General features: G+C 57.0%; 17 protein-coding genes and 1 pseudogene. 8 read left to right on the plus strand and 10 right to left on the minus strand.

The window, feature by feature from the left end; all coding sequences use genetic code 11:
• Window positions 1-27 precede the first annotated feature (27 nt).
• Entirely contained in the window at window positions 28-939 is a 912-nt protein-coding gene (locus AUC61_RS22050) for a LysR family transcriptional regulator (protein WP_243248299.1), read from the minus strand.
• 107 nt (window positions 940-1046) lie between these two features.
• On the opposite strand from AUC61_RS22050, the gene AUC61_RS22055 reads away from it, so the two are divergent.
• The 6 genes from AUC61_RS22055 (at window position 1047) to AUC61_RS22080 (ending at window position 8835) form a co-directional block, all read left to right on the plus strand.
• A complete protein-coding gene (locus AUC61_RS22055; protein WP_243248300.1) occupies window positions 1047-2132 on the plus strand; it encodes a tartrate dehydrogenase in 1086 nt (361 codons plus the stop codon).
• Window positions 2133-2261: 129 nt separating this feature from the next.
• Entirely contained in the window at window positions 2262-3458 is a 1197-nt protein-coding gene (locus tag AUC61_RS22060; protein WP_243248302.1) for a GGDEF domain-containing protein, read from the plus strand.
• Window positions 3459-3552: 94 nt separating this feature from the next.
• The gene (locus tag AUC61_RS22065) at window positions 3553-4383 is read left to right on the plus strand and encodes a DUF1206 domain-containing protein (protein WP_243248304.1); all 831 of its coding nucleotides are present in this window, start codon (window positions 3553-3555) and stop codon (window positions 4381-4383) included.
• A gap of 111 nt (window positions 4384-4494) precedes the next feature.
• Window positions 4495-4824: a hypothetical protein gene (locus AUC61_RS22070; protein ID WP_243248305.1), complete on the plus strand. Its 330-nt coding sequence runs from the start codon at window positions 4495-4497 to the stop codon at window positions 4822-4824.
• Between the two features lie 319 nt (window positions 4825-5143).
• Window positions 5144-6553, plus strand: coding sequence for a putrescine-ornithine antiporter (potE, locus tag AUC61_RS22075; RefSeq protein ID WP_243248307.1), 1410 nt, complete (start codon window positions 5144-5146; stop codon window positions 6551-6553).
• Window positions 6550-8835: an Orn/Lys/Arg family decarboxylase gene (locus AUC61_RS22080; RefSeq protein WP_243248309.1), complete on the plus strand. Its 2286-nt coding sequence runs from the start codon at window positions 6550-6552 to the stop codon at window positions 8833-8835. The genes potE and AUC61_RS22080 overlap by 4 nt, the downstream gene beginning before the upstream one ends.
• Window positions 8836-9040: 205 nt before the next feature.
• Here AUC61_RS22080 and AUC61_RS22085 read toward each other — a convergent pair whose 3' ends face one another.
• From AUC61_RS22085 to AUC61_RS22115, 7 genes are all read right to left on the minus strand, one after another.
• Window positions 9041-10138, minus strand: a complete 1098-nt coding sequence (locus AUC61_RS22085; RefSeq protein WP_243248311.1) for an SMP-30/gluconolactonase/LRE family protein — start codon at window positions 10136-10138, stop codon at window positions 9041-9043.
• A gap of 140 nt (window positions 10139-10278) precedes the next feature.
• A complete protein-coding gene (locus tag AUC61_RS22090) occupies window positions 10279-11016 on the minus strand; it encodes an SDR family oxidoreductase (protein ID WP_243248313.1) in 738 nt (245 codons plus the stop codon).
• A gap of 269 nt (window positions 11017-11285) precedes the next feature.
• On the minus strand, window positions 11286-11546 hold the full coding sequence (locus tag AUC61_RS22095) for a hypothetical protein (RefSeq protein WP_122664748.1): 261 nt from the start codon (window positions 11544-11546) through the stop codon (window positions 11286-11288).
• Between the two features lie 153 nt (window positions 11547-11699).
• Window positions 11700-12278, minus strand: coding sequence for a hypothetical protein (locus tag AUC61_RS22100; RefSeq protein ID WP_243248314.1), 579 nt, complete (start codon window positions 12276-12278; stop codon window positions 11700-11702).
• Between the two features lies 1 nt (window position 12279).
• Window positions 12280-12903, minus strand: a complete 624-nt coding sequence (locus tag AUC61_RS22105; RefSeq protein WP_243248318.1) for a type 2 periplasmic-binding domain-containing protein — start codon at window positions 12901-12903, stop codon at window positions 12280-12282.
• 117 nt (window positions 12904-13020) lie between these two features.
• The gene (locus AUC61_RS22110) at window positions 13021-13455 is read right to left on the minus strand and encodes a GNAT family N-acetyltransferase (protein WP_243248320.1); all 435 of its coding nucleotides are present in this window, start codon (window positions 13453-13455) and stop codon (window positions 13021-13023) included.
• Between the two features lie 115 nt (window positions 13456-13570).
• Window positions 13571-15637, minus strand: coding sequence for a TonB-dependent siderophore receptor (locus tag AUC61_RS22115; RefSeq protein WP_422765585.1), 2067 nt, complete (start codon window positions 15635-15637; stop codon window positions 13571-13573).
• 518 nt (window positions 15638-16155) lie between these two features.
• Between AUC61_RS22115 and AUC61_RS26750 the strand changes: the two are divergent.
• Window positions 16156-16938: pseudogene (locus tag AUC61_RS26750) on the plus strand (MCP four helix bundle domain-containing protein); the annotation flags it as partial.
• Window positions 16933-17796, plus strand: a complete 864-nt coding sequence (locus AUC61_RS26755; protein ID WP_422765587.1) for a methyl-accepting chemotaxis protein — start codon at window positions 16933-16935, stop codon at window positions 17794-17796. The pseudogene AUC61_RS26750 and the gene AUC61_RS26755, both read left to right, overlap by 6 nt.
• 111 nt (window positions 17797-17907) lie before the next feature.
• On the opposite strand, the gene AUC61_RS22125 is transcribed toward AUC61_RS26755, so the two are convergent.
• On the minus strand, window positions 17908-18702 hold the full coding sequence (locus tag AUC61_RS22125; RefSeq protein ID WP_243248339.1) for a nucleotidyltransferase domain-containing protein: 795 nt from the start codon (window positions 18700-18702) through the stop codon (window positions 17908-17910).
• 23 nt (window positions 18703-18725) lie between these two features.
• Window positions 18726-20066 (minus strand): HEAT repeat domain-containing protein, encoded by a 1341-nt coding sequence (locus tag AUC61_RS22130; protein WP_243248323.1) that lies wholly within the window; start codon window positions 20064-20066, stop codon window positions 18726-18728.
• Between the last annotated feature and the right edge of the window lie 4 nt (window positions 20067-20070).

A 20070-nucleotide genomic window follows, 5' to 3' on the forward strand; every position in this document is an offset into this window, starting at 1 on the left:
CTCCTACAGTCGGCTAAGGTGCGCCATTCACCCTGGAGCGGCAAACGGCAGGCGCCGGGCCAGTTCCTGAGCCAGATAGTGGGTGAACAGCGAGATGCGCTGCGGGATATGCCGTCGGTGTTGGTAGACCGCAAAGATATCGCCCCGTGGCGGCTGATAATCCTCCAGCACCGCCTGTAGCCGTCCGCTCTCCAGATGCGCTTGCACATCCCAGCGCGAACGCAGGATCAGACCGTGCCCGTCGAGCGCAAGACTCAACGCCACCTCACCATCGTTACTCGACAGCGTACCGCTGACTTTATGGGCGTAATCCTGACCCTCCTTGCGAAAACGCCAGATCGCGTAGTCACTGCCGAACTGACGCAGCAAGATGCAGTTGTGTTCCGCCAGATCAGCCACCCGGTTCAAGGGCGCCCTGCCCTCCAGATAATTGGGTGACGCACAGAGGATCCGCGGATTTTCCAGCAGGCGAATGCCGATCAGCCGCGAATCCGGAGGCTCGCCCATGAAGACGCCGATATCGAACTGATCATCCAGCAGACTCACCGGCTGACTGGTCAGCTCCAGAGAAATCTCCAGCGCCGGATGCAACCGGGCGAAGCTCGACACAACCGGAGCCAGATGCCGTCGTCCGAAACCCAGTGTGCCGTTGATTCGCAAGCGCCCCTGCAAGGTCGGCTGGCGATTGTTGAGCGCGCTTTCCAGTTCGTCGAGCTGACGCAGTATCGGCCGTCCACCTTCGAGGTAGAGCACACCTTCGGGAGTCAACGATAACCGGCGCGTCGTGCGCTGCAGCAGCTGCACACCAAGGCGCGCTTCCAGCTGGCTCAGGCGCTTGCTTACCGCTGGCAGCGACAACCCCAGCTGCCGCGCGACCTCCGTCAGGCTGCCCCGTGTAGCCACCTGCTGGAAGAAGCTCAGGTCATCGATCATGCTCATCGATTGTTTCCTAAAATCTAAGAATGGCTTTCGCAAATGACTAATTATTAAGTCAGAGACACTGCATACACTGAGCTTCGTCCACCATCAACCCTGGAGTCGAATTCATGAGCAAGCCCCATTACAAAATTGCCGTCATCCCTGGCGATGGCATAGGCAAGGAAGTCATGCCCGAAGGCGTACGCGTGCTGGACGTGGTGGCCGCACAGCATAATCTGGAGTTGCAGTGGGACTGGTTCGACTTTGCCAGTGCCGATTACTACCTGGCCCACGGCAAAATGATGCCCGACAACTGGTTCGAGATTCTCAAAGGCTACGACGCGATTTACTTCGGCGCGGTGGGCTGGCCGGACGTCGTGCCCGATCATATTTCCCTGTGGGATTCGCTGCTGCAGTTCCGTCGCGAGTTCGACCAGTATGTGAACCTGCGCCCTTGCCGTTTGATGCCAGGCGTTAAAGCGCCGCTGGCCAATCGCAAACCGGGTGACATCGACTTCTGGGTCGTGCGGGAAAACACTGAGGGTGAGTATTCCAGTGTCGGCGGCAAGATGTTCCCGGGTACCGACCGGGAAATCGTCCTGCAGGAAACCGTCATGACCCGGGTGGGCGTCGACCGTATTCTCAAGTTTGCCTATGAGCTGGCCCAGAGCCGGCCGAAAAAGCACCTGACCTCTGCGACCAAATCCAACGGGATAGCGATCACCATGCCGTATTGGGACGAGCGCGTTGTGGAAATGGGCAAGAACTACCCGGAGGTCAACGTCGACAAGTATCACATCGACATTCTCACCGCGAACTTTGTCCTGCACCCGGACTGGTTTGACGTCGTCGTGGCCAGCAACCTGTTCGGCGATATTCTTTCTGACCTGGGTCCGGCCTGCACGGGCACCATCGGCATCGCCCCTTCAGCCAACATCAACCCTGAACGCAACTTCCCGAGCCTGTTCGAGCCTGTGCATGGCTCAGCTCCGGACATCGCAGGCAAAGGCATCGCCAATCCCATCGGACAAATCTGGTGCGGGGCGATGATGCTTGAACACCTTGGCCACCCGGAAGCGGGAGCGGCAGTGCTTAACGCTATCGAAACCGTACTGGCAATGGGTCCGGAAAATGCACCGCTCACGGCTGATATCGGCGGCAAGGGCAATACCGAGGCGCTGGGTAAAGCCATTGCGGCGGCCTGTAGCCGTTAGGTTGAAGCATCGTTGATACGCCAGACCTTCGTCGGTTCTCGGCACCCTGCCGGGAACCGCACTGCCCTCTGGTTTTGTGGATATGCGATCATGCCGACCTGACCCTCTGGCAACTGAAAGCTACAGTCCATGCTTCTGAATGATCCTGTCACGTTGCTGCTCATCATTATCCCGTTCGGGTTGATGACCACGCTGATGCTCTGCCTGTCATGGTTCGGCGTCGGCGAGCGGCATACACCATTGCTCTGGTGGATAGCAGGCGACCTGCTGCTGGCGGCGTACCGGATCGTCTCCCTTTTGCAACCGGGTGTTGTCAGTGGCGACTACGCCTGGCTTGGCGTACTCAGCCCTGTTGCGGCTTTTCTGCTGAACACCATCCTGCTGCTATTTGCGATTGGCGCTCACAGCCTGGCCTTGTATCAACTGGCTGAAAGCCCCGGGAGCATCCGGCGCCAGGCCTGTCTTTTCATAGCCCCGCCGCTGGCGTACGGCCTCGGTACCAGCGTGCTGTTGCACACGTCCTGGATCGTGCCCTGGTTTCTGTTTCTGGTTTTTATCACCATCGGCATTCAGATGGCCGTGACGCTACCTCTGAGAAAACGCTTCCGCGGGGCCTGGGGCCTGCTGGCCGGATACGTCGCGCTGTTGGCGTTTCACGGTTACAACACGGTGGCACTGCTGGTTGAGCCGATGCCGCCACTGGCCTTCGATGAACCCGACATGTTTTCGTTGATGGCATTGGCCATGGATTTCATGGTCTCGTTCCTGTTCACCCTGTGCTTTGCGCTGATGCTTCAGGAACAGTTACGTCAGCACATCGTTAACATGAGCATTACCGACATTCTGACCGGAGCGCTGAATCGACGAGGCGTGGTCTCGACGATTTTCGACGAGAACGGCCTGTCACGCTCGCCCCGGATTTATCCGTTGGCAATCGCCATGATTGACCTGGACCACTTCAAGAAGATCAACGATCACCACGGGCATGCGGCGGGCGATGCCGGTTTGCGCCTGTTCGCCAGTACGGTCTCACGACTCAAGCGCAAGACTGACGTATTCGCACGCTGGGGCGGTGAAGAGTTTCTACTGGCATTCCCGGGTTCCAGTATCGAGGACGCTCAGCATTTCATGAGCCGTTTGCGCGAAGCGCTTGAGGTCGACACCGGTTTGCCGTTCCCTATCAGATTCAGCGCAGGTCTGGCATATACCCGGGCACTGGACAACCAGAACGACTTTGAAAAAGTGCTGCGCTCGGTAGATAAAGCCTTGTATCGCGCCAAGGTGCACCGGGACCGGGTCGAAGTGGTGGAGCTGGCAGACCTTTGAGTCATGGCGCGCCTCGTAGCAGGCGATAAAAGAGCGAACGCCTGATGCTGGAGCCGGTCTGCTCCTGTATCACTTTTTCAGGAAGAAACCCTTTATGTCCGCGCAACGCAGTCTCACTCTTCTCGCTCGCGGTGGCTATGCCGCTCGCGGTGTCGTGTATCTGATCATTGGTATCTTCGCCCTGCTTGCCGCCCAAGGGTCGTCACAGCCAAAAGACAGTCACAGTAGCCTCGAAGCCTTGTTGAGCCAGCCCTTTGGCAATGTCATGGTCGCGATTGTGGTGGTCGGCCTGCTGGCCTTCGCTGCATGGCGAGTCCTGCAAGCCACGCGTGATGTGGATCACCACGGGACGGAAGTCAAAGGCCTGGTCATTCGCACGGGCCTGCTGGTGGGTGGCGTGACCTATGGCGCACTGGCGTTCTTCGCCTTGGGACTGTTAATCAGCGCACTCAAAAGCTCTGGCGATTCAGGTGGCAAAACCCAGGACCTGCTGGCGTCCATTCTGTCCTGGGACCACTCGAACATCCTGGTGTATCTGGCCGCACTGATACCGCTCGGCGTGGGTATCACCCATATCATCAAGGGCTGGAAAGCCAGTTTTGAGAAGTACTTCGACGCCGATGAAGACGTCATGCGCTACGTGCGTCCGGTATCGCGCTTTGGCCTGATTGCCCGTGGCGTGGCGTTTATCGAAATCGCTGCATTGCTGGCGATCAGCGGTTCCAGCTACCAGGCCATGCACCCGCCCGGCCTGAAGGACGCGCTGAACGGCCTGCAGGATCTACCCGCAGGCGGAATAGTGTTGATGATCGTGGCCTTGGGTCTGATCGCATTTTCGGTTTACAGCTTCGCCGAAGCCGCGTGGCGCAAGATCAATATGGACGTACCCGATGCGCCACATGCCGTCACCAGGCATTTTAGCTGACGTAAAAGTCCCGGCTGATTTTGTCTCGAAATAAAACCAATTGCTGGCCCCTCGCCTCCAGCCGAGCTTGGCAAACTTGCTTTCTTTTCAGAAGCTTAGGGGCTGGCATTTATGCGGATTCTTGTTTTAACCGTAGCGGCGTTTGTGCTGGCCAGTATTTCGTGGGTGGCCCAAGCCAAAGATGTCACCTCAAGCGGCCGTTCGATATGCACGTGGGGTTCAGGTATCGCGGCAGGCGCTCAGGAATCGAAACTGGCTGGCATCACCCTTTACGGTGCACGCAAGAAACTTCAGGGTCGCAAGTTCAACCAACCCTGGATGCGCATGACGGCCATGGGCATTACCGAACAGACCTACAAAAGCGCCTCGCGGCTAAAACCTGCGGCCATCAAACAGACCTACTACGAGCAATGCATCAAGCACGAACTGGCGAAACGCTGATTTATCAATCGTGGCACTAATAGGCGAACACGGGCCCTGTAGGAGCTGCCGAAGGCTGCGATGGCGGCACGTCAGGTTAAATGCTTCGCAGCCTTCGGCAGCTCCTACAGAGTGCGCGTTTCAATTCGGTGATTTGCATTTTATTTGAAGGAAATCGCGCCGCGTCTGGACGTCGGGGGCGTTCCTGGCGGTTTGGGTCAGCTTCCAGATTGTCTTTATTTAATAAGACCCCTCTCCCACTAACCAACTAATTACTTGCACCGCTTCAATGCTCTGCTATAGCTAACACTTCCCCGCTTTCTCTCACAGAGGCAATGGAATGTCAGCCGCGAAGAAAATGAGCGTTAGCCAACTAACAATGTTGACTGCCGTCAACATGTTAGGCTCTGGCATTGTGTTACTCCCTTCCAAACTTGCCGAAGTTGGCGCCATCTCGATTCTCTCCTGGCTCGTCACGGCCACGGGATCTCTGGCTCTGGCCTACGCTTTCGCGCGCTGCGGCATGCTCAGCCGCAAGACCGGCGGAATGGGTGGTTACGCTGAATATACCTTTGGCAAAGCTGGCAACTACCTGACCAATTACACTTATGGCCTTTCGCTACTTATTGCCAACGTGGCGATCAGTATTACTGCTGTTGGCTATATCCAGGTGCTGTTCAATGTGCAACTTGATTCTATGCAGGTCGGGCTGGCAACTATTGCCTTGTTATGGATTACCACCTTTGCCAACTTTGGCGGCGCCAGCATCACCGGCAAAATAGGCGCCGTGACTGTATGGGGAGTTATTGCGCCGGTGGTATTAGTGTCGACCATCGGCTGGTTCTGGTTCGACAGTAGCGTCTACGCCGCGGGCTGGAACCCTCATGACAAAGGATGGTTTGAAGCCGCAGGCGCATCAGTGGCAATTACCCTCTGGGCATTTCTGGGATTGGAGTCAGCGTGCGCCAACACCGACGCAGTGGAAAACCCGGAAAAAAACGTCCCGATTGCGGTCTTGGGCGGTACGTTGGGTGCCGCTGTGATCTATATCGTTTCCACCAACGTGATCGCCGGTATTGTCGATAACCCGGAACTGGCGGCCTCTACCGCGCCATTCGGTCTGGTGTTCGCCAAGATGTTCAACCCCATGATTGGCAGCATTGTCATGGGTCTGATGGTGCTGGCCTGCATTGGCTCCTTGCTGGGTTGGCAATTCACCATCGCACAAGTGTTCAAAAGCTCGGCAGACACCGGCTACTTCATCCCCATCTTTTCCAAGGCCAACAAAGCCGGCACCCCCATTATCGGCATGCTGATATTACTGGCGGCGCAGACGGCACTGGGTTTCCTGACGATAAGCCCGGACCTCAGTAAACAGTTCGACACGCTGGTCAACCTGGCAGTGGTGACCAATCTGGTGCCGTACATCCTGTCGATGGCGGCATTGCTGACGATGCAGAAAGTTTCCAACGTACCGCCCAACACCGCACTGATCACCAACATCGTCGCAACCATCGCTGCCGCATACAGCTACCTGGCGCTCTACAGCTCCGGCGCACAGGCACTGATGCTTGGCGGCGTGGCCACCATCTTCGGCTACACCCTGTTCGGCTTCGTCAACAATCGCCTGATTCGCCTGGAAGCGATCAATAACAGTGTGCCGGTACAGACCATTAGCGCTCAGCACCTCAACGCAGAACCCATCCCCGTGAACAGCCTGAATTCCACGCCACTGGAGGCAAGACCATGACCGAATACCGCCACCTGCTCGGCATGCTTGCACTGTTGGTCAGCAGCGCACCCGACAAACGCACGGTGTTTGGCCGTGCCTTGAACCAACTGCTCAGTGACGTCGAAGAACGCTCGATCAGCGTGCTGGTTTCAGAAAGTCTGGCCGATGCCAACTCGATTCTGCGCTCTGACCCGGCCGTTCAGTGTGTATTGCTCAGTTGGGAAATGGACAAAAGCGATAACCATGAAGAATGCATCAAACTGCTGACCAATCTGCGCGAGCGCAATACAAGGGTCCCGGTGTTTCTTATCAGTGATCGCAGCACCGCTTCGAATATTCCGTTGGTGGTGATGCAGCATGCCGACGACTTCATCTGGCTGCCCGAAGATACCAGTCGTTTTCTCAGCGGACGGATACTCGCCGCCATCGAGCGATATCGCCAGGCGGTATTGCCACCGATGTTCGGCGCCCTGCTGAAATTTGCCCGCAGCTATGAATATTCGTGGCACACCCCCGGCCACGCGGGCGGTACCGCTTTTCTGAAAAGCACTGCGGGCCGCGCCTTTTACGAGTTTTTCGGGGAAAACCTGCTGCGTTCCGACCTGTCGATTTCAGTCGGCGAGCTGGGTTCGCTGCTCGACCATTCCGGCCCCATCGGTCAGGGCGAACGTTACGCGGCTAAGGTCTTTGGCGCGCATCGCACGTATTACGTGACCAACGGCTCATCGACCTCCAATCGGGTCATCCTCATGGCCAGCGTGACCCGGGATCAGATTGCCCTGTGCGACCGTAATTGCCACAAGTCCGCCGAGCATGCGATGACCTTGTCTGGCGCGATTCCGACCTATCTGGTGCCAACCCGTAATCGCTTCGGGATCATTGGCCCGATCCTGCCGCAAACCCTGAGTCGTGAGGGCGTGCAGACAGCAATCGCCAATAACCCGCTGGTCCGCGAAGGCATCGATCCGACGCCGATCCACGCCATCGTCACCAACTCGACTTACGACGGCCTGACGTACAACGTGACGCGGGTTGAGGAACTGCTCGGGCAAAGTGTCGACCGCCTGCACTTCGATGAAGCCTGGTACGGCTACGCACGCTTCAACCCGCTGTACCGTGACCGCTTCGCCATGCACGGTAGCCCTGACGATCATGATGAATCGAGGCCGACGGTATTTGCGACGCAGTCCACGCACAAACTGCTGGCAGCGCTCTCGCAGGCGTCAATGATCCATGTGCGCAACGGACGCAATCCGATACCTCATGGGCGCTTCAATGAGTCATTCATGATGCATGCCTCGACGTCGCCCAATTACGCGATCATGGCCTCCTGCGACGTCAGCTCGGCCATGATGGAAGCGCCCAGCGGCGAGATCCTGACCACTGAATCCATCGAGGAGGCAATCGCTTTCCGCCAAGTCATTTCGCGGATGAAAAGCGAGATGCTCAAGGAGGATGACTGGTTCTTCTCGTGCTGGCAGCCACCTAGCGTTCGCGTGAAGGGCACCGCCGTACCGTTTCACCAGGTCGACCCGGTCGTACTCAAGAGCGAACCTGATTGCTGGGTGTTGCACCCTGACGAAGTCTGGCATGGCTTTGGCGACATCGAGGATGGCTACTGCATGCTCGACCCGATCAAGGTCTCGGTACTCAGCCCGGGCATGGGCGACGATGGCCAGCTACTCGACTTCGGCATTCCGGCCTGCGTGCTGAGTGCGTATTTGGGCCGCCAGGGCATCGTGGTGGAAAAAACCACTGACTTCACCATCCTGTTCCTGTTCTCCATTGGCATCACCAAAGGTAAATGGGGAACGCTGGTCAATGCACTGCTGGATTTCAAACGCGACTACGACAGCAATCTCGAACTGGAACTGTGCCTGCCCGATTTGCTGGCCGCCAACCAGCAACGCTACACCGGCATGGGCCTCAGAGATCTGGCCGAAGAGATCTTCGCCGCCATGAAGGAACATCGCACCACCGCAACCATGGCGCAGGCCTTCGGCATGTTGCCGCAAGCGGAATTCAGCCCGGTGCAGGCGTACGAGAAACTGGTCAAGAACCAGGTTGAACTGGTGACCCTGGAGCAGGCTGCGGGGCGTATCGTGGCGACCGGCATCGTGCCCTATCCACCAGGTATTCCCCTGCTGATGCCCGGCGAAAACGCAGGGCCTGCCGATGGGCCGTTGCTGGCCTACCTGAAAGCGCTGGAGAGTTTTGATACGTCCTTTCCGGGCTTTACCCATGACACCCACGGCATCGAAAGTGACGCGGGGGTTTACCGGTTGCTGGTGTTGAAGTGATGCCAGGCAGATGAGCTCAGACGGAAGTTTTTATCAAGCACACCCAACTCGTGCATTGAAATGCTTATTCTGTAGGCGCTCACCGAGGTTACGAGGCCTGCGATAACGGCTTGCCTGACACACTGCCATCGCTGGCCTCGTAACCTCGGTGAGCGCCTACAGATATTGAATGACGGCATGACAACGCGGTGTCATGTGCACCTGATCAAGCGAAGGTCGCGCCGCGGGTGTTCACGAACAGTGAATAGATCGAGTGGCTGCCAGCCATGAACAGCCGGTTGCCTTCACGACCGCCGAAGCACAGATTCGGGCAACGCTCGGGCAGGGAGATGTGCCCGATGGCTTTGCCTTCCGGGTTGAATACACGCACACCATCGAGTTTTTCCGGATCCGCTTTAGGGTCACTGTTGCTGCCCCAGCCACACCACAGATTGCCGCTCTCATCGCACTTGATGCCGTCGATGCCCGCGAACTCCAAACCTTCGATGTGCTTGCGACGCAGGCCCAGCGTGCCGTCGTCATTCACGGCAATTGCCCAGATGATGCGATTGGGCTTGGCCCGCCCCTCAACGACATAAAGGATTTTTTCATCTGGCGAAAAACACAGGCCGTTCGGACCTGCCAGATCGTCAATTACCCGAGTGACTTTGCCGTTAGCGCCGTCGATGCGATACACCGCGTGAGGCAGTTCCGGGGTGACTTTATGGCCTTCATAGTTATTGCCGGTCTGAAATGGCGGATCGGTGAACCAGACCGACCCATCACGTTTGCAGACGATATCGTTAGGCGAATTAAACGGCTTGCCCTCGTAGTTATCGGCCAGCACGGTGATGCTGCCGTTGTACTCGGTACGGGTCACGCGGCGGCCTTCTTTAGAGGTCGTCGAGCCCTCGCAAACCAACAGGCGGCCTTGGCGATCACGGCACATGCCATTGGAGAAGTTGGAGTTATCGCGATAAACCGACAAGCCCCCGGTCACTTCGTCCCAGCGCATAATGCGGTTGTTGGGGATGTCGCTGACCAGCAGGTAGCGGCCGTCACCGACCCAGACCGGACCTTCGACCCAACGCAAGCCGGTGGCCAGGCGCTCAACGCTGGCATTGAAGATGCGCAACTCCATGAAGCTGTCATCAAGGATATTGACCAGTGGATCCGGATAACGCTGACTCAGTGGCTCCGCGCTTGCCAGACGAGGCAACGCAGCGCTGCCAAGGGCAGCCACACCGGCCGATACCGCCAGCGATGTTTTGAGGAATGTTCTGCGGCCGTGGTCGGCACCTGTATCCCGTTGCGATGAGTCCATCGTGCATCTCCGTTATTTTATTGTTGGACGGGACGCTCGTTGTACCTCGGCTTAAGTCATCGTACAAGCGTTAAGAACAAGGGTTTGCAGGATAAATATCGTCCAGCGAACCCTTGATGGCAGGACGCAGGCCAGGCGAATCAGTAAGGGCTGGCGGTTGGGCGCACAATCAGCTCACTGACGTCGACGTCGGCGGGCTGCTCTACTGCATAGGCAATTGCCCGGGCGATGGCCAGTGCCGGTATGGCAATCTTGCGAAACTCGCGCATTTCCGCTCGTCCGCCCTCGTCGGAAATACTGTCCGCCAACTCCGACTCCGTCACGCCTGGTGAAATCACTGTGACCCGAATGTCTGCACCCGCTTCCTGACGCAAGCCTTCGGAAATCGCCCGCACAGCAAATTTGGTTGCGCAGTAGACGGCAGCAGTCGGGCTGACGGTGTATGCACCAATGGACGCAATGTTGATGAATTGCCCAGATTGCTGTTTCTGCATCAGCGGCAACCCCGCCGCAATACCGTGCAGCACGCCACGAATATTGACGTCGATCATCCGGTCCCATTCCTGGACTTTCAAGGCATCCAGCCTGGACAACGGCATGACTCCGGCATTGTTGACGATCACGTCGACGCGCCCGAACGTGTTAACGGCCTGGTCGACGAAGGCCTGCACGCTGCCCCGGTCGGTGACATCGACTGCCTGATACTGCGCACTGCCGCCTGCGGCCACGATCTCTTTGCACAGTTCTTCGAGCCGCTCGGTACGCCGCGCGCCAAGCACGACACGTGCGCCCTTCTCGGCCAACAGCCTGGCCGTAGCTTCGCCAATACCGCTGCTTGCCCCAGTGATAACAACCACTTTGTCTTTGATGTTCGACATGATTTTTGTCCTTGTCCGAGTGATGAGCCGGTGGCTCGATGCACGTTCAGAGTAGGACGATCAGGCAGCGGTGAATTAGTCCAATCCTTCGGAGTGATTGCCTGATTCTGCGGAGGTATTGGTGGAGGCAGGCGATAAAAAACGCGGTCTGGCTTTGAAGCGGTGCTTGCCCGCGATGGACGCACGGCACTGGTTCGATCAGGCCGCGTTATCGTTCATCGCGAGCAAGCTCGGCTCCTACAGACAGCCGCTGTCTGATGGAGCGATTATCAATTTTTCTCAGGCGTCTTGAGTGATTCCGGAACCTGGGTGGTTGGCACGAAGGTCTTGTCTTCTTCGGCCTTGGCTTCTTTAGACTCGGCCTGTGCCTGCTCCGCCTTGGCATTCTCCTTCGCCGCATCGGCGGCCTTGTCCTGTGCTTTCTCAGCGTGTTGCTGAGCTTCCTGCGCCTTGTCTTCAGATTTAGGATCGCAGGCAGCGAGGCCAAGGGTGGAAGCCAGCATCAGGCTGTAGGCTAGAGTTTTAAGCATGGGGTTGATGTCCCTGATTGAGAATGTATGGCTTCGAACCGCAGGCTAGAGCGTTGGTTCCATGCTTTCAAACGCAAAAGCGGCGATAGCGACTAATCAGAATGACCAGCCGGCATCGCCGCTTTCAGAGATTTGCTTGTCGCTACAGGCAGCTCAAAGCAGCTTGAGTCGCACCGCCTCTTCAATGGAGCTTTGACTCAGGTGTTTGATGGTGTCATCCAGCGAGGCATTGAACGGAGCTGCAAAAATCAATACCAGCTGAATCCAGGTCGTAATGGTCTCGCTCTTCTCTACCTGCCCCAGTACCTTGCCATCCCGGTCCTTGTAGACCGTCTTCAACGTCAGCGTGTTGTCGAAGGTAGCCGGTATCAACGTGAAGGTAAAACCGGAGATGAACGCGAGGGGCATGATGCCCTTCTCATGGTTGGTCAGCGTCGCAGACACATATATATCGGACTGGGTTTTCGCAGCGGTCGCCGAGGCTACAGCACCTGAGGCGGAGTAGCTGTCTACGAGGATCTTCTCCCAACGAGCCGTATCAACACCGCCAGCCCGCGGTCGGTCATTGAGCAGGTATTCGCCGTTGAGTCTCACGTAAACAGAAGGCTTGGCATCAGCGGCAGGAGCAGTGAGTGGCCACTGCTTTACCTGTGCCAGATCGTGATGGGAATAGCTCAGGCATCCGGTCAACGACAGGCACGCGGTCACCAACAACAAAAAGGAACGCAGCATGTTATTGCGCCCCTGTGTTGGCGGCAGGCAACTGCGCGCTGGTCTTGTCCAGCAGCCTGCCAATCATGTCACGCAGCTGGAAACGGCCCAGGCTAGGCGCCCAGTATTCGCCGTTATAAATACCCAGATTTTTCTTCTCGTTGACCTTCTCCGCCGCGCGCGCCAGGACTTTGCCATTGCGGTCTTCAACCACCAGCTCACCAGCAAGGTCGTAGCTGTCGACATAAACAGGACCATTGACCCAGATCCAGATGGTCAGGGTCAGCAGAGCGCCAGGGATATACGCCGGGTGTGGCGTGCGCTTGCCTTTCAGGGACGTCAGGTTGAATTTGAGTTGTACATCGTGCTCGCCCATGCGCGCCGGGAACGCGATGACGCTCTGGTAGTAGCCGCCCTTTTCCACGTAACGGCTGATCTGTTCGGTCAACTGGCGACTGATGTTCTGGCGCTGCTCATCTTTGAGGTCTGGCGAACTGATAACCACATCGGCCATTTGCGCCGAACGCTTGGAAGTCACTTTCGCCGGGCTGACCGGATCACCAATCGGACCACTGGGGGTGAACGAAATACAACCGGTCAACGAAAGGCTCAAACTCAGAGCCAACAACATCACTGCACGTTTCACAGACAACATCCTTATCTATTTTTTAACGAAGGCTACTGCATCGGCCACTTGGGGCCGATCTGAAGGGCGGCGCAGATTAACAGTTAAGTACGGAGTGCTCTAGCACGCCCTCGTGCATCAAGCGTTGATGCCGCCGGAGCGAATGAAAGAATACCGGTCAATATCCGTTCTAAGTTGCCAGCCTTGCGCGCTCCAGTAATGGGCCGCGGCGCGATTGGTTTTAAGTACATCAAGATGACATTTGAGTATTCCGTGGCTTTCAAGGGTAGAAAGACAGCGCTCTACCAGCGCGTTGGCAATGCCCTGCCGACGATAGTTTTCCAACACCAGCAAATGCTGCAGGTAGCCTCTTCGCCCGTCATGACCACACATGACGCAACCAACGATCGTGGATTCCACCTCGGCGACGAAACTCATGCCGGGATTGCGCAGCAGATACCTTGAAGTCGATTCGCGAGAGTCAGCCTCTCTTACCGAAACGCCGGGAGTGTTTTCCATCAAAGTAATGACCGCGTCGTAATCGTCCAGGGTCATGATGCGAAGGGTGAACATGGAGAGTGCCTGAGATCATTGATGATGAGTTCGGCAGGCTAACAGAAGTGTTAACAATTTAGATGTTTGAGGCACTGCCGAATTAATCCGGCAGTGCCTCATGTTTCAGCCTCGGTTAGAACGTAACGCTGGCAGTCAGGCGCGCAGTGCGCGATTCACCAACGTTGATCTGCAAGTCGCTGCTCCCCGTACCAGACGGGTAATACTCTTTATCGAACAGGTTATCAACGTTCAACTGCAAACGGGTTTTATAGTCCTTGGTGGGGAGGTCCCAGCGTAGAAACGCGTCGGCGACCGTGTAGCTTTCCATCCAGAAACTGTTTGCGCTATCGCCTGGACGCTCACCGACATAACGCGCGCCGCCACCGACGTGCCATTGTCCGGTCTGCTCTGGGAAGGTCAGGTGGTGAGTCAGATACAGGCTGGCAGTGTGCATCGGCGCATTGCTAAGACGCTTGCCTTCATTCGCCGGATCGTCGAGTACTTCTGTGTGCGTATAGGCATAGGTGCCGATCATGTCCCAACGTTCGGCCAGCTTGCCTGTAACGTCGAGTTCCAGACCTCTGGAGCCTACTTTGCCTGCCAACTCATTGGTGGCCACGTTATTGATCGTAACTGGAGTCACCACGTTTTTCTTGACGATATCAAACACCGCCACATTGATGTTCAAGCGATCCGAAGGGTTGAATTTGAGGCCGACTTCGTAACTGCGCCCCTCCTCTGGATCGAAAGTTTTGTTGTCGTCCGAGACAGTGTCATTAGGGACGAACGATTCGCTGTAGCTACCGTAAAGCGAAAGCGCTTCGGTGGGTTGATAGACGACACCGACAAATGGAACAAAGACGTCGCCATTGTCATCACGTCCCAATACACGGGTAACCGATCCCTGATCACTGTATTGATCGTAATGCTGCTGACGTCCACCAAAGACCAGAATCCACTGATCATTCAGGTGCCAGTTGTCTTTGAAGTAAACCGACGTAGACGTTAGCTCGTTGCGCGAATTACTTTGCACCGCATTGACAGTGCTGGGTTCGCCGAGCCGACCGTATTGAGGGTCATTGATGTTAATCGCACCACTGGCCACGTTGGCATTTCGATAGGTTTTGCCCCGGTACTTGTCGAGTACTTCGTTATCCACGCCCACCAATATGTCATGACGCTGCCCGAACAGCTGCTGCTCGCCGATAAAATCCAGACTGGTGTAGCGGGTTTCATAATCGTAATGCGCGCCGTTGGCGGCACGTCTCAGGTTGCTTCCAGTCAATGTCACTGGCTGAGCAATAGCGAGACTGTAACGATCATTGTTCCAGCCATAAGTAGCGCGTGTCTTCCAGTCATCATTGAGTTGATATTCGAACTTCGCAGTGGCCGTTTCGCTGATGCCGACCGTCTTCGCCCAGCGCTCGTCCAGGCGATCCTTGTAACTCGCCGCTGCAGGCTTGCCATTGGCGAACACGGTACCGCGATCAAACGGGCTGAAATAATCGTTGTACTCATAAGCCAGGGTCAGCTTGGCGCGCTCGCCAGTCCAGCTCAACGAAGGCGCCACCAGCGTGTGCTCATTGACCCCGTAATTGCGCCAGTAATCCTCATGGCCACGTTCGGCCACAAGACGGTAGGCAAGCCCGGTGTCTTCAATAGGGCCGGTGGTATCGACACCGAACGTCCCACCACCTTCGCTGTAACCTGAGCCAGTGATGGTCGTGCTGCGGGTGTATTCCGGCTGCTTGCTGACAACGTTGATCAAACCGCCCGGTTCGATTGCGCCGTACAACAGCGACGCAGGCCCCTTCAAGACCTCTACGTGATCCGTGGTGGCCCCCAGGTTGTGGCCTACTACCGAGCGAATGCCATCACGCAGAATGCTGCCATCATCGTTGGTGCCAAAACCACGTTTGATCAACGCGTCTTTGGAGTTACCCAGTGTGTTGGACTGCGACACACCGCTGACAAACTTCATCGCATCGTCCAGCGACTTGACCTGAAAATCATCCAGCGTCTGCTGAGTGACGACGTTGACTGACTGTGCTTCATCCCTGATCGGCACTTCCGACTTGCTGGCGGTACTGCTGGTGGAGCGAACATAAGGGCTGCTTTCGGTATCTCCTGCGGCCTGAATGTCGGTGGCCGGAAGCTCGGTAACGGCTTCCTCGGCCTGGGACAAAGCCGGGAGCAACACACAGCCGAAAGCAAGAGAGACGCAATAAGCGCGACGGGTTGGGATGAACACCTGGGGAAATTCCGGAGACGAATGGGAAATATTATTATCTACGAATGATTTCCAAATGTGTACTCCTCTGATGCTAATACCCGACGCTCGATTGTCGCAGGAGCAGTGAACACAAACTCCCGGCGAGCCGGGCCTGGCGTGCCAATACGCAGACAACAACAAGGCCAGTCGTCATACAACAACAGACTTGCAGACGTTAATCCCATAGCACTTAATCAACTAATATTATTGAACATATGTGCTGTTTGATAATTTTTTTATCGCCTGAAAGCCCCGAAACCAAAGGCTTAAAGCTAATCACGCAACTAAGTCGCAGAAATAAAAAACAACTGGCGCAACATTAAGTAACCCTTCAGAACTGGACAGCGCTGCCGATAGAGATATGACAACCCACTCAACTTTTCAGGATTGAGCGGGCTGACCTCACAACGTCGTTATCTAAAAACAACCTCCTGCAGGACGCGCCGATGAGCTGGCTTCACGATGCAAAACTTTCGACCAAACTACTCACCGCTTTTGGGCTTTGCGCCGTTATCACACTGGGGGTGGGCGTATTGGGCGCCCGCGGTGTTTCGCAAATGTCGGACAGCCTGAAACTGGTATTCGTCAATAATCTGGTATCGGTCGCCAACACCGCAGAAGCCAAAACAAAAGCGGTCGGGCAAACGCGCGACATGTTTCGTCTCTACATCGCAACCGTATCCAACGCCCCTCAAAGCGAAAAAGACGAATACCTCGCGTCCATGAAGGCCAACCAACTGGCCAGCGAAAAAGCTTTCGCAGCCTACCGAAAAACGCCTCTGGCTGACGATGAACGTGCAGCAGGCGACATGATGGAAAAGGACTGGCCGATTTATCAGGAGGTCGTGCAAAAATACCTGACCCTTATAAAGGCTGGTGATGTAGAGAACGCTCGCACCCTGCTTTTTGGCGACCTCCAGAAAAAATATCGGGTCGTCATGGACCAGCTGACGATCATGATCGACTCCAACAACCGTCAGATCGGTGAAGGCGGAGTGGAAGCCGAGGTGATGGAGACGTCTGCCAAAACCGCGCTGTACACCGGTATCACCCTGGCATTCCTCGCCGCACTGGGCCTGGGCCTGTTTATCAGCCGCCTGATCAGCCGCCCTATCGCTACCGCTGTGACCAGCGCCCAGCGCATTGCCAACGGCGACCTGACTCAACATATCGTCAGCACCGGTCGCGATGAAGCAGGCCAGTTGCTCGGCGCGCTGAGCGACATGCAGACCAGCCTTAAAACCACGATCCAGCAAATCGCGAGCGCCTCCGACCAACTGGCGTCGGCAGCCGAAGAGCTCACTGCGGTGACCGACAACGGCAGCCGCGGCCTGGTACGTCAGAACGACGAGATTCAACAGGCGGCCACTGCAGTCACCGAGATGACTTCAGCCGTCGAGGAAGTGGCCCGAAATGCGGTGTCCACTTCCGAAGCCTCACGGTCGACCAGCCTGCAAGCCACTGAAGGTCGTAACAAAGCCCGCGAAGCGGTAACGGCGATCAACAACGCCACCACCGAAATCGCGGCGTCGACCACCATGGTGGAAGATCTGGCGGTGCAAGTCCGGGACATCGGCAAGGTGCTGGATGTGATTCGCGGGATCGCCGAACAGACCAATCTACTGGCGCTCAATGCCGCTATCGAAGCCGCCCGCGCTGGCGAGCAAGGACGTGGCTTTGCGGTGGTAGCTGATGAAGTGCGTGCACTGGCAGCACGCACGCAAGCGTCCACCGGGGAAATCGAAGGCATGATCAACTCGGTGCAAACGAGTGCCGACCAGGCCGTGCGTGCGATGGGTAAAAGCCAGTCGCTGGTGAATGACACCCAGGGTCTGGCCCAGGCCAGCGGCGAAGCACTGGAACAGATTGCTGAAGGCATTTCGCAAATCAACGAGCGCAACATGGTCATTGCGAGCGCATCGGAAGAACAGGCCAATGTGGCCCGTGAAGTTGACCGCAATCTGGTCAACATTCAGGACCTGTCGACCCAGACCGCCGCAGGTGCCCATCAGACCAATGCTTCGACACAGGAGCTGTCGAATCTGGCGCTCTCGTTCAACAATCTGGTCAGTCGCTTCCGGTTGTAAGCAGCGCCTCAGGCAGCGCGACTTGAAAAAGCCGCGCTGCCTGATAGCGCAAATCACTCGGCACTCCGTCGATAGATCCATCCCGCGCAATCACATCCTGTTTCATGCACTTCATCCTTTTGCATACTGGCCGACCATCTGCCGCAGGTACTCATCCAGCACCCCATTGTCTTCTTGGGTACGCGGCAAACACGGCACCGGACGCTCAAGCTCCGCGGTGATAAACCTGTGCAGCGCAACCCGTCTGGGGCCATACGCCGCTTCACCGGCGTTGCGCTTGAGCACCAGCAGCTCGGCCACTTCATCAAGCAGCGCCTGATCGTCGACCGTGGTCAGCAGGTCCGCGAACGTCATGGGCGGCCTGCCCCGCCCCTGATCGATCCAGCGCACAGCCAGCAATGGACGAAGCACGTAAAAATACTTTTTGAACCGCACATCCTCGCCTTGCAGATACCCGCGAAAATTCTTTTTCGCCATCGACAGGTAATGATTGCGTGCCGCTGGCGGGCTGTAGAAAGCCTCAGCCAGCTCGCGCAGACGCTGCGTTGCAGGCGCCTCACTGCGGTAGACCAGTGGCGAATCGAGCCACTCCAGCAACGTCGGATTGGATTTGCGCAGCAGACCCAGAGTCTTGCGCAGCTCCCAGCCACTGATGTCCAGTTCGTCGTCCAGCGGACGCTCGATCACGTCGCGAGGCACGTCAACCTGAACAAACCATTCAGGGCGCTCCACGTAGACAAAGCGCACGTCATAGTCGCTGTCGGTAGATGCAAATCCCCAGGCACGACTGCCCGACTCACACGCATAGAGCACGCTGACATTGTGCTCACGCTCTATCCGCTGCAACTCCTCGAGAACCCGCTCACGCATAGCACTGCTGAGTGGATGCGCAAGCGCATGTCCCATTTCCATGACCCTGTCCCTCACCTTCAACGCAGGCGACGTACCGTGCCTGACTTCAATTCACCTGAATCTTCCATGGCCTGCAAACGCTGCAGTAACAGCTCTCTATGTGCTTTTGGCGTCACAGGATCGACGCGTGTGTACTGCGCATCACACCAGAAGGCGATTTGCTTCAACCAATAACCAGCCTCTTCAGCGGCCTGCGCGTGACGGCGCAGCAAGTAATCCAGTTGGCGCCACACGGGCTTGAGACCCAGTAACGCGGCACGACGCTCATCACTCAGCGCCTGCCAGTCATTGTCGAGGCGCTGCTCGAGCTGAACATCGAACAGCGACCATTGCTGATGATTCAAGAGCTGCACTGCGCACCTGAAAACCTTTTCGGAATGATCGTCCAGCGCCGCAAGTTGCTGCGCCAGACCAGCATCACCCAGCGATTGCAGGGCCTGCACCCGCACAGTAGCCACCGGCGAGTCGAGCGCGGCACGCAGGACTGAATCCGGCAGTGAATGATTCAACTCCTTCGCCAGCCCTAACAGCCCCAGCCATTCGCGCCTGCTGACCGGGAGCGCTCCGGTCAGTCTCGACAGCAGGACTTGCAGACTATCGACTCCGTAACGCGGCGCAGCCCAGCGGGCGAGACAGCGCACCGCAGCAGAACCATCAAGCAGCGCCGCCTTCACGTGCCCTGCCGGGTCCGACAGTAACGTCAACAACCCCCGCAGCGCCTGAACCCGTAGACTTGCCGCCGAAGACTGCAATGCCCCCTCAAGCAAGGGCACCGCGTCGGCCGCCGACAAGTCGGCGCAGGCACTGACCGCCTTCTGCCGCACGGTCACATCGTCATGAGCCAGTGCGGCGGCCAGGAACGAAGGTCGATCCGAGCCATTTTCAAGCAGCAGATCAAAAAGAAACCTGCCCGCTTCGCCACGACAGCCACCAAACGCCAACTCAACCTGCTCACGCATCTGGGGCATCGACAACAGATTGCGCGCCTTGAGCAACGTGTGACGATGATCGACACGCTGCTTATGGCCCAGCGACAACAGCGGCGCCAACGCTTGCAGCAACAGTTCTGCCCGCTCCACGACCAGAAACTGCTCAACTGCCCTTTGCGCCTGCAGCCGGACCTGAGGCACCCAGTCGTTGAGCCGCTCCAGTAGCGCAACCAACGCCTCTGCTGAAGCCTGACCGGCGAGCCTTTCCACCGCCGCTTCGCGTACAAATCCATTGCCAAACCGGCTCAACTCCAGCAAAGCCCTGGCCGCATCATGAGTCTCCTGGATCTCCCTGACGCGTCTGGCTTCGTGGTCTGTCAGCTGATAATTCCAGCCTCGCCACGTCTCAAATGTCATCACACTGCTCATAAAA

This window comes from Pseudomonas maioricensis, from assembly GCF_022790535.1.
GTDB classification, from domain to species: Bacteria; Pseudomonadota; Gammaproteobacteria; order Pseudomonadales; family Pseudomonadaceae; genus Aquipseudomonas; species Aquipseudomonas maioricensis.

Bases quoted from the DNA above. Each gene is read 5' to 3' on its own strand.
- AUC61_RS22085 (WP_243248311.1), bottom strand. From the start codon at position 10,138: ATGGACTCATCGCAACGGGATACAGGTGCCGACCACGGCCGCAGAACA.
- AUC61_RS22080 (WP_243248309.1), top strand. From the start codon at position 6,550: ATGACCGAATACCGCCACCTGCTCGGCATGCTTGCACTGTTGGTCAGC.
- AUC61_RS22125 (WP_243248339.1), bottom strand. From the start codon at position 18,702: ATGGGACATGCGCTTGCGCATCCACTCAGCAGTGCTATGCGTGAGCGG.
- AUC61_RS22050 (WP_243248299.1), bottom strand. From the start codon at position 939: ATGAGCATGATCGATGACCTGAGCTTCTTCCAGCAGGTGGCTACACGG.
- AUC61_RS22090 (WP_243248313.1), bottom strand. From the start codon at position 11,016: ATGTCGAACATCAAAGACAAAGTGGTTGTTATCACTGGGGCAAGCAGC.
- AUC61_RS22070 (WP_243248305.1), top strand. From the start codon at position 4,495: ATGCGGATTCTTGTTTTAACCGTAGCGGCGTTTGTGCTGGCCAGTATT.
- AUC61_RS22095 (WP_122664748.1), bottom strand. From the start codon at position 11,546: ATGCTTAAAACTCTAGCCTACAGCCTGATGCTGGCTTCCACCCTTGGC.
- AUC61_RS26755 (WP_422765587.1), top strand. From the start codon at position 16,933: ATGCAGACCAGCCTTAAAACCACGATCCAGCAAATCGCGAGCGCCTCC.
- AUC61_RS22130 (WP_243248323.1), bottom strand. From the start codon at position 20,066: ATGAGCAGTGTGATGACATTTGAGACGTGGCGAGGCTGGAATTATCAG.
- potE (WP_243248307.1), top strand. From the start codon at position 5,144: ATGTCAGCCGCGAAGAAAATGAGCGTTAGCCAACTAACAATGTTGACT.
- AUC61_RS22055 (WP_243248300.1), top strand. From the start codon at position 1,047: ATGAGCAAGCCCCATTACAAAATTGCCGTCATCCCTGGCGATGGCATA.
- AUC61_RS22060 (WP_243248302.1), top strand. From the start codon at position 2,262: ATGCTTCTGAATGATCCTGTCACGTTGCTGCTCATCATTATCCCGTTC.
- AUC61_RS22110 (WP_243248320.1), bottom strand. From the start codon at position 13,455: ATGTTCACCCTTCGCATCATGACCCTGGACGATTACGACGCGGTCATT.
- AUC61_RS22065 (WP_243248304.1), top strand. From the start codon at position 3,553: ATGTCCGCGCAACGCAGTCTCACTCTTCTCGCTCGCGGTGGCTATGCC.
- AUC61_RS22100 (WP_243248314.1), bottom strand. From the start codon at position 12,278: ATGCTGCGTTCCTTTTTGTTGTTGGTGACCGCGTGCCTGTCGTTGACC.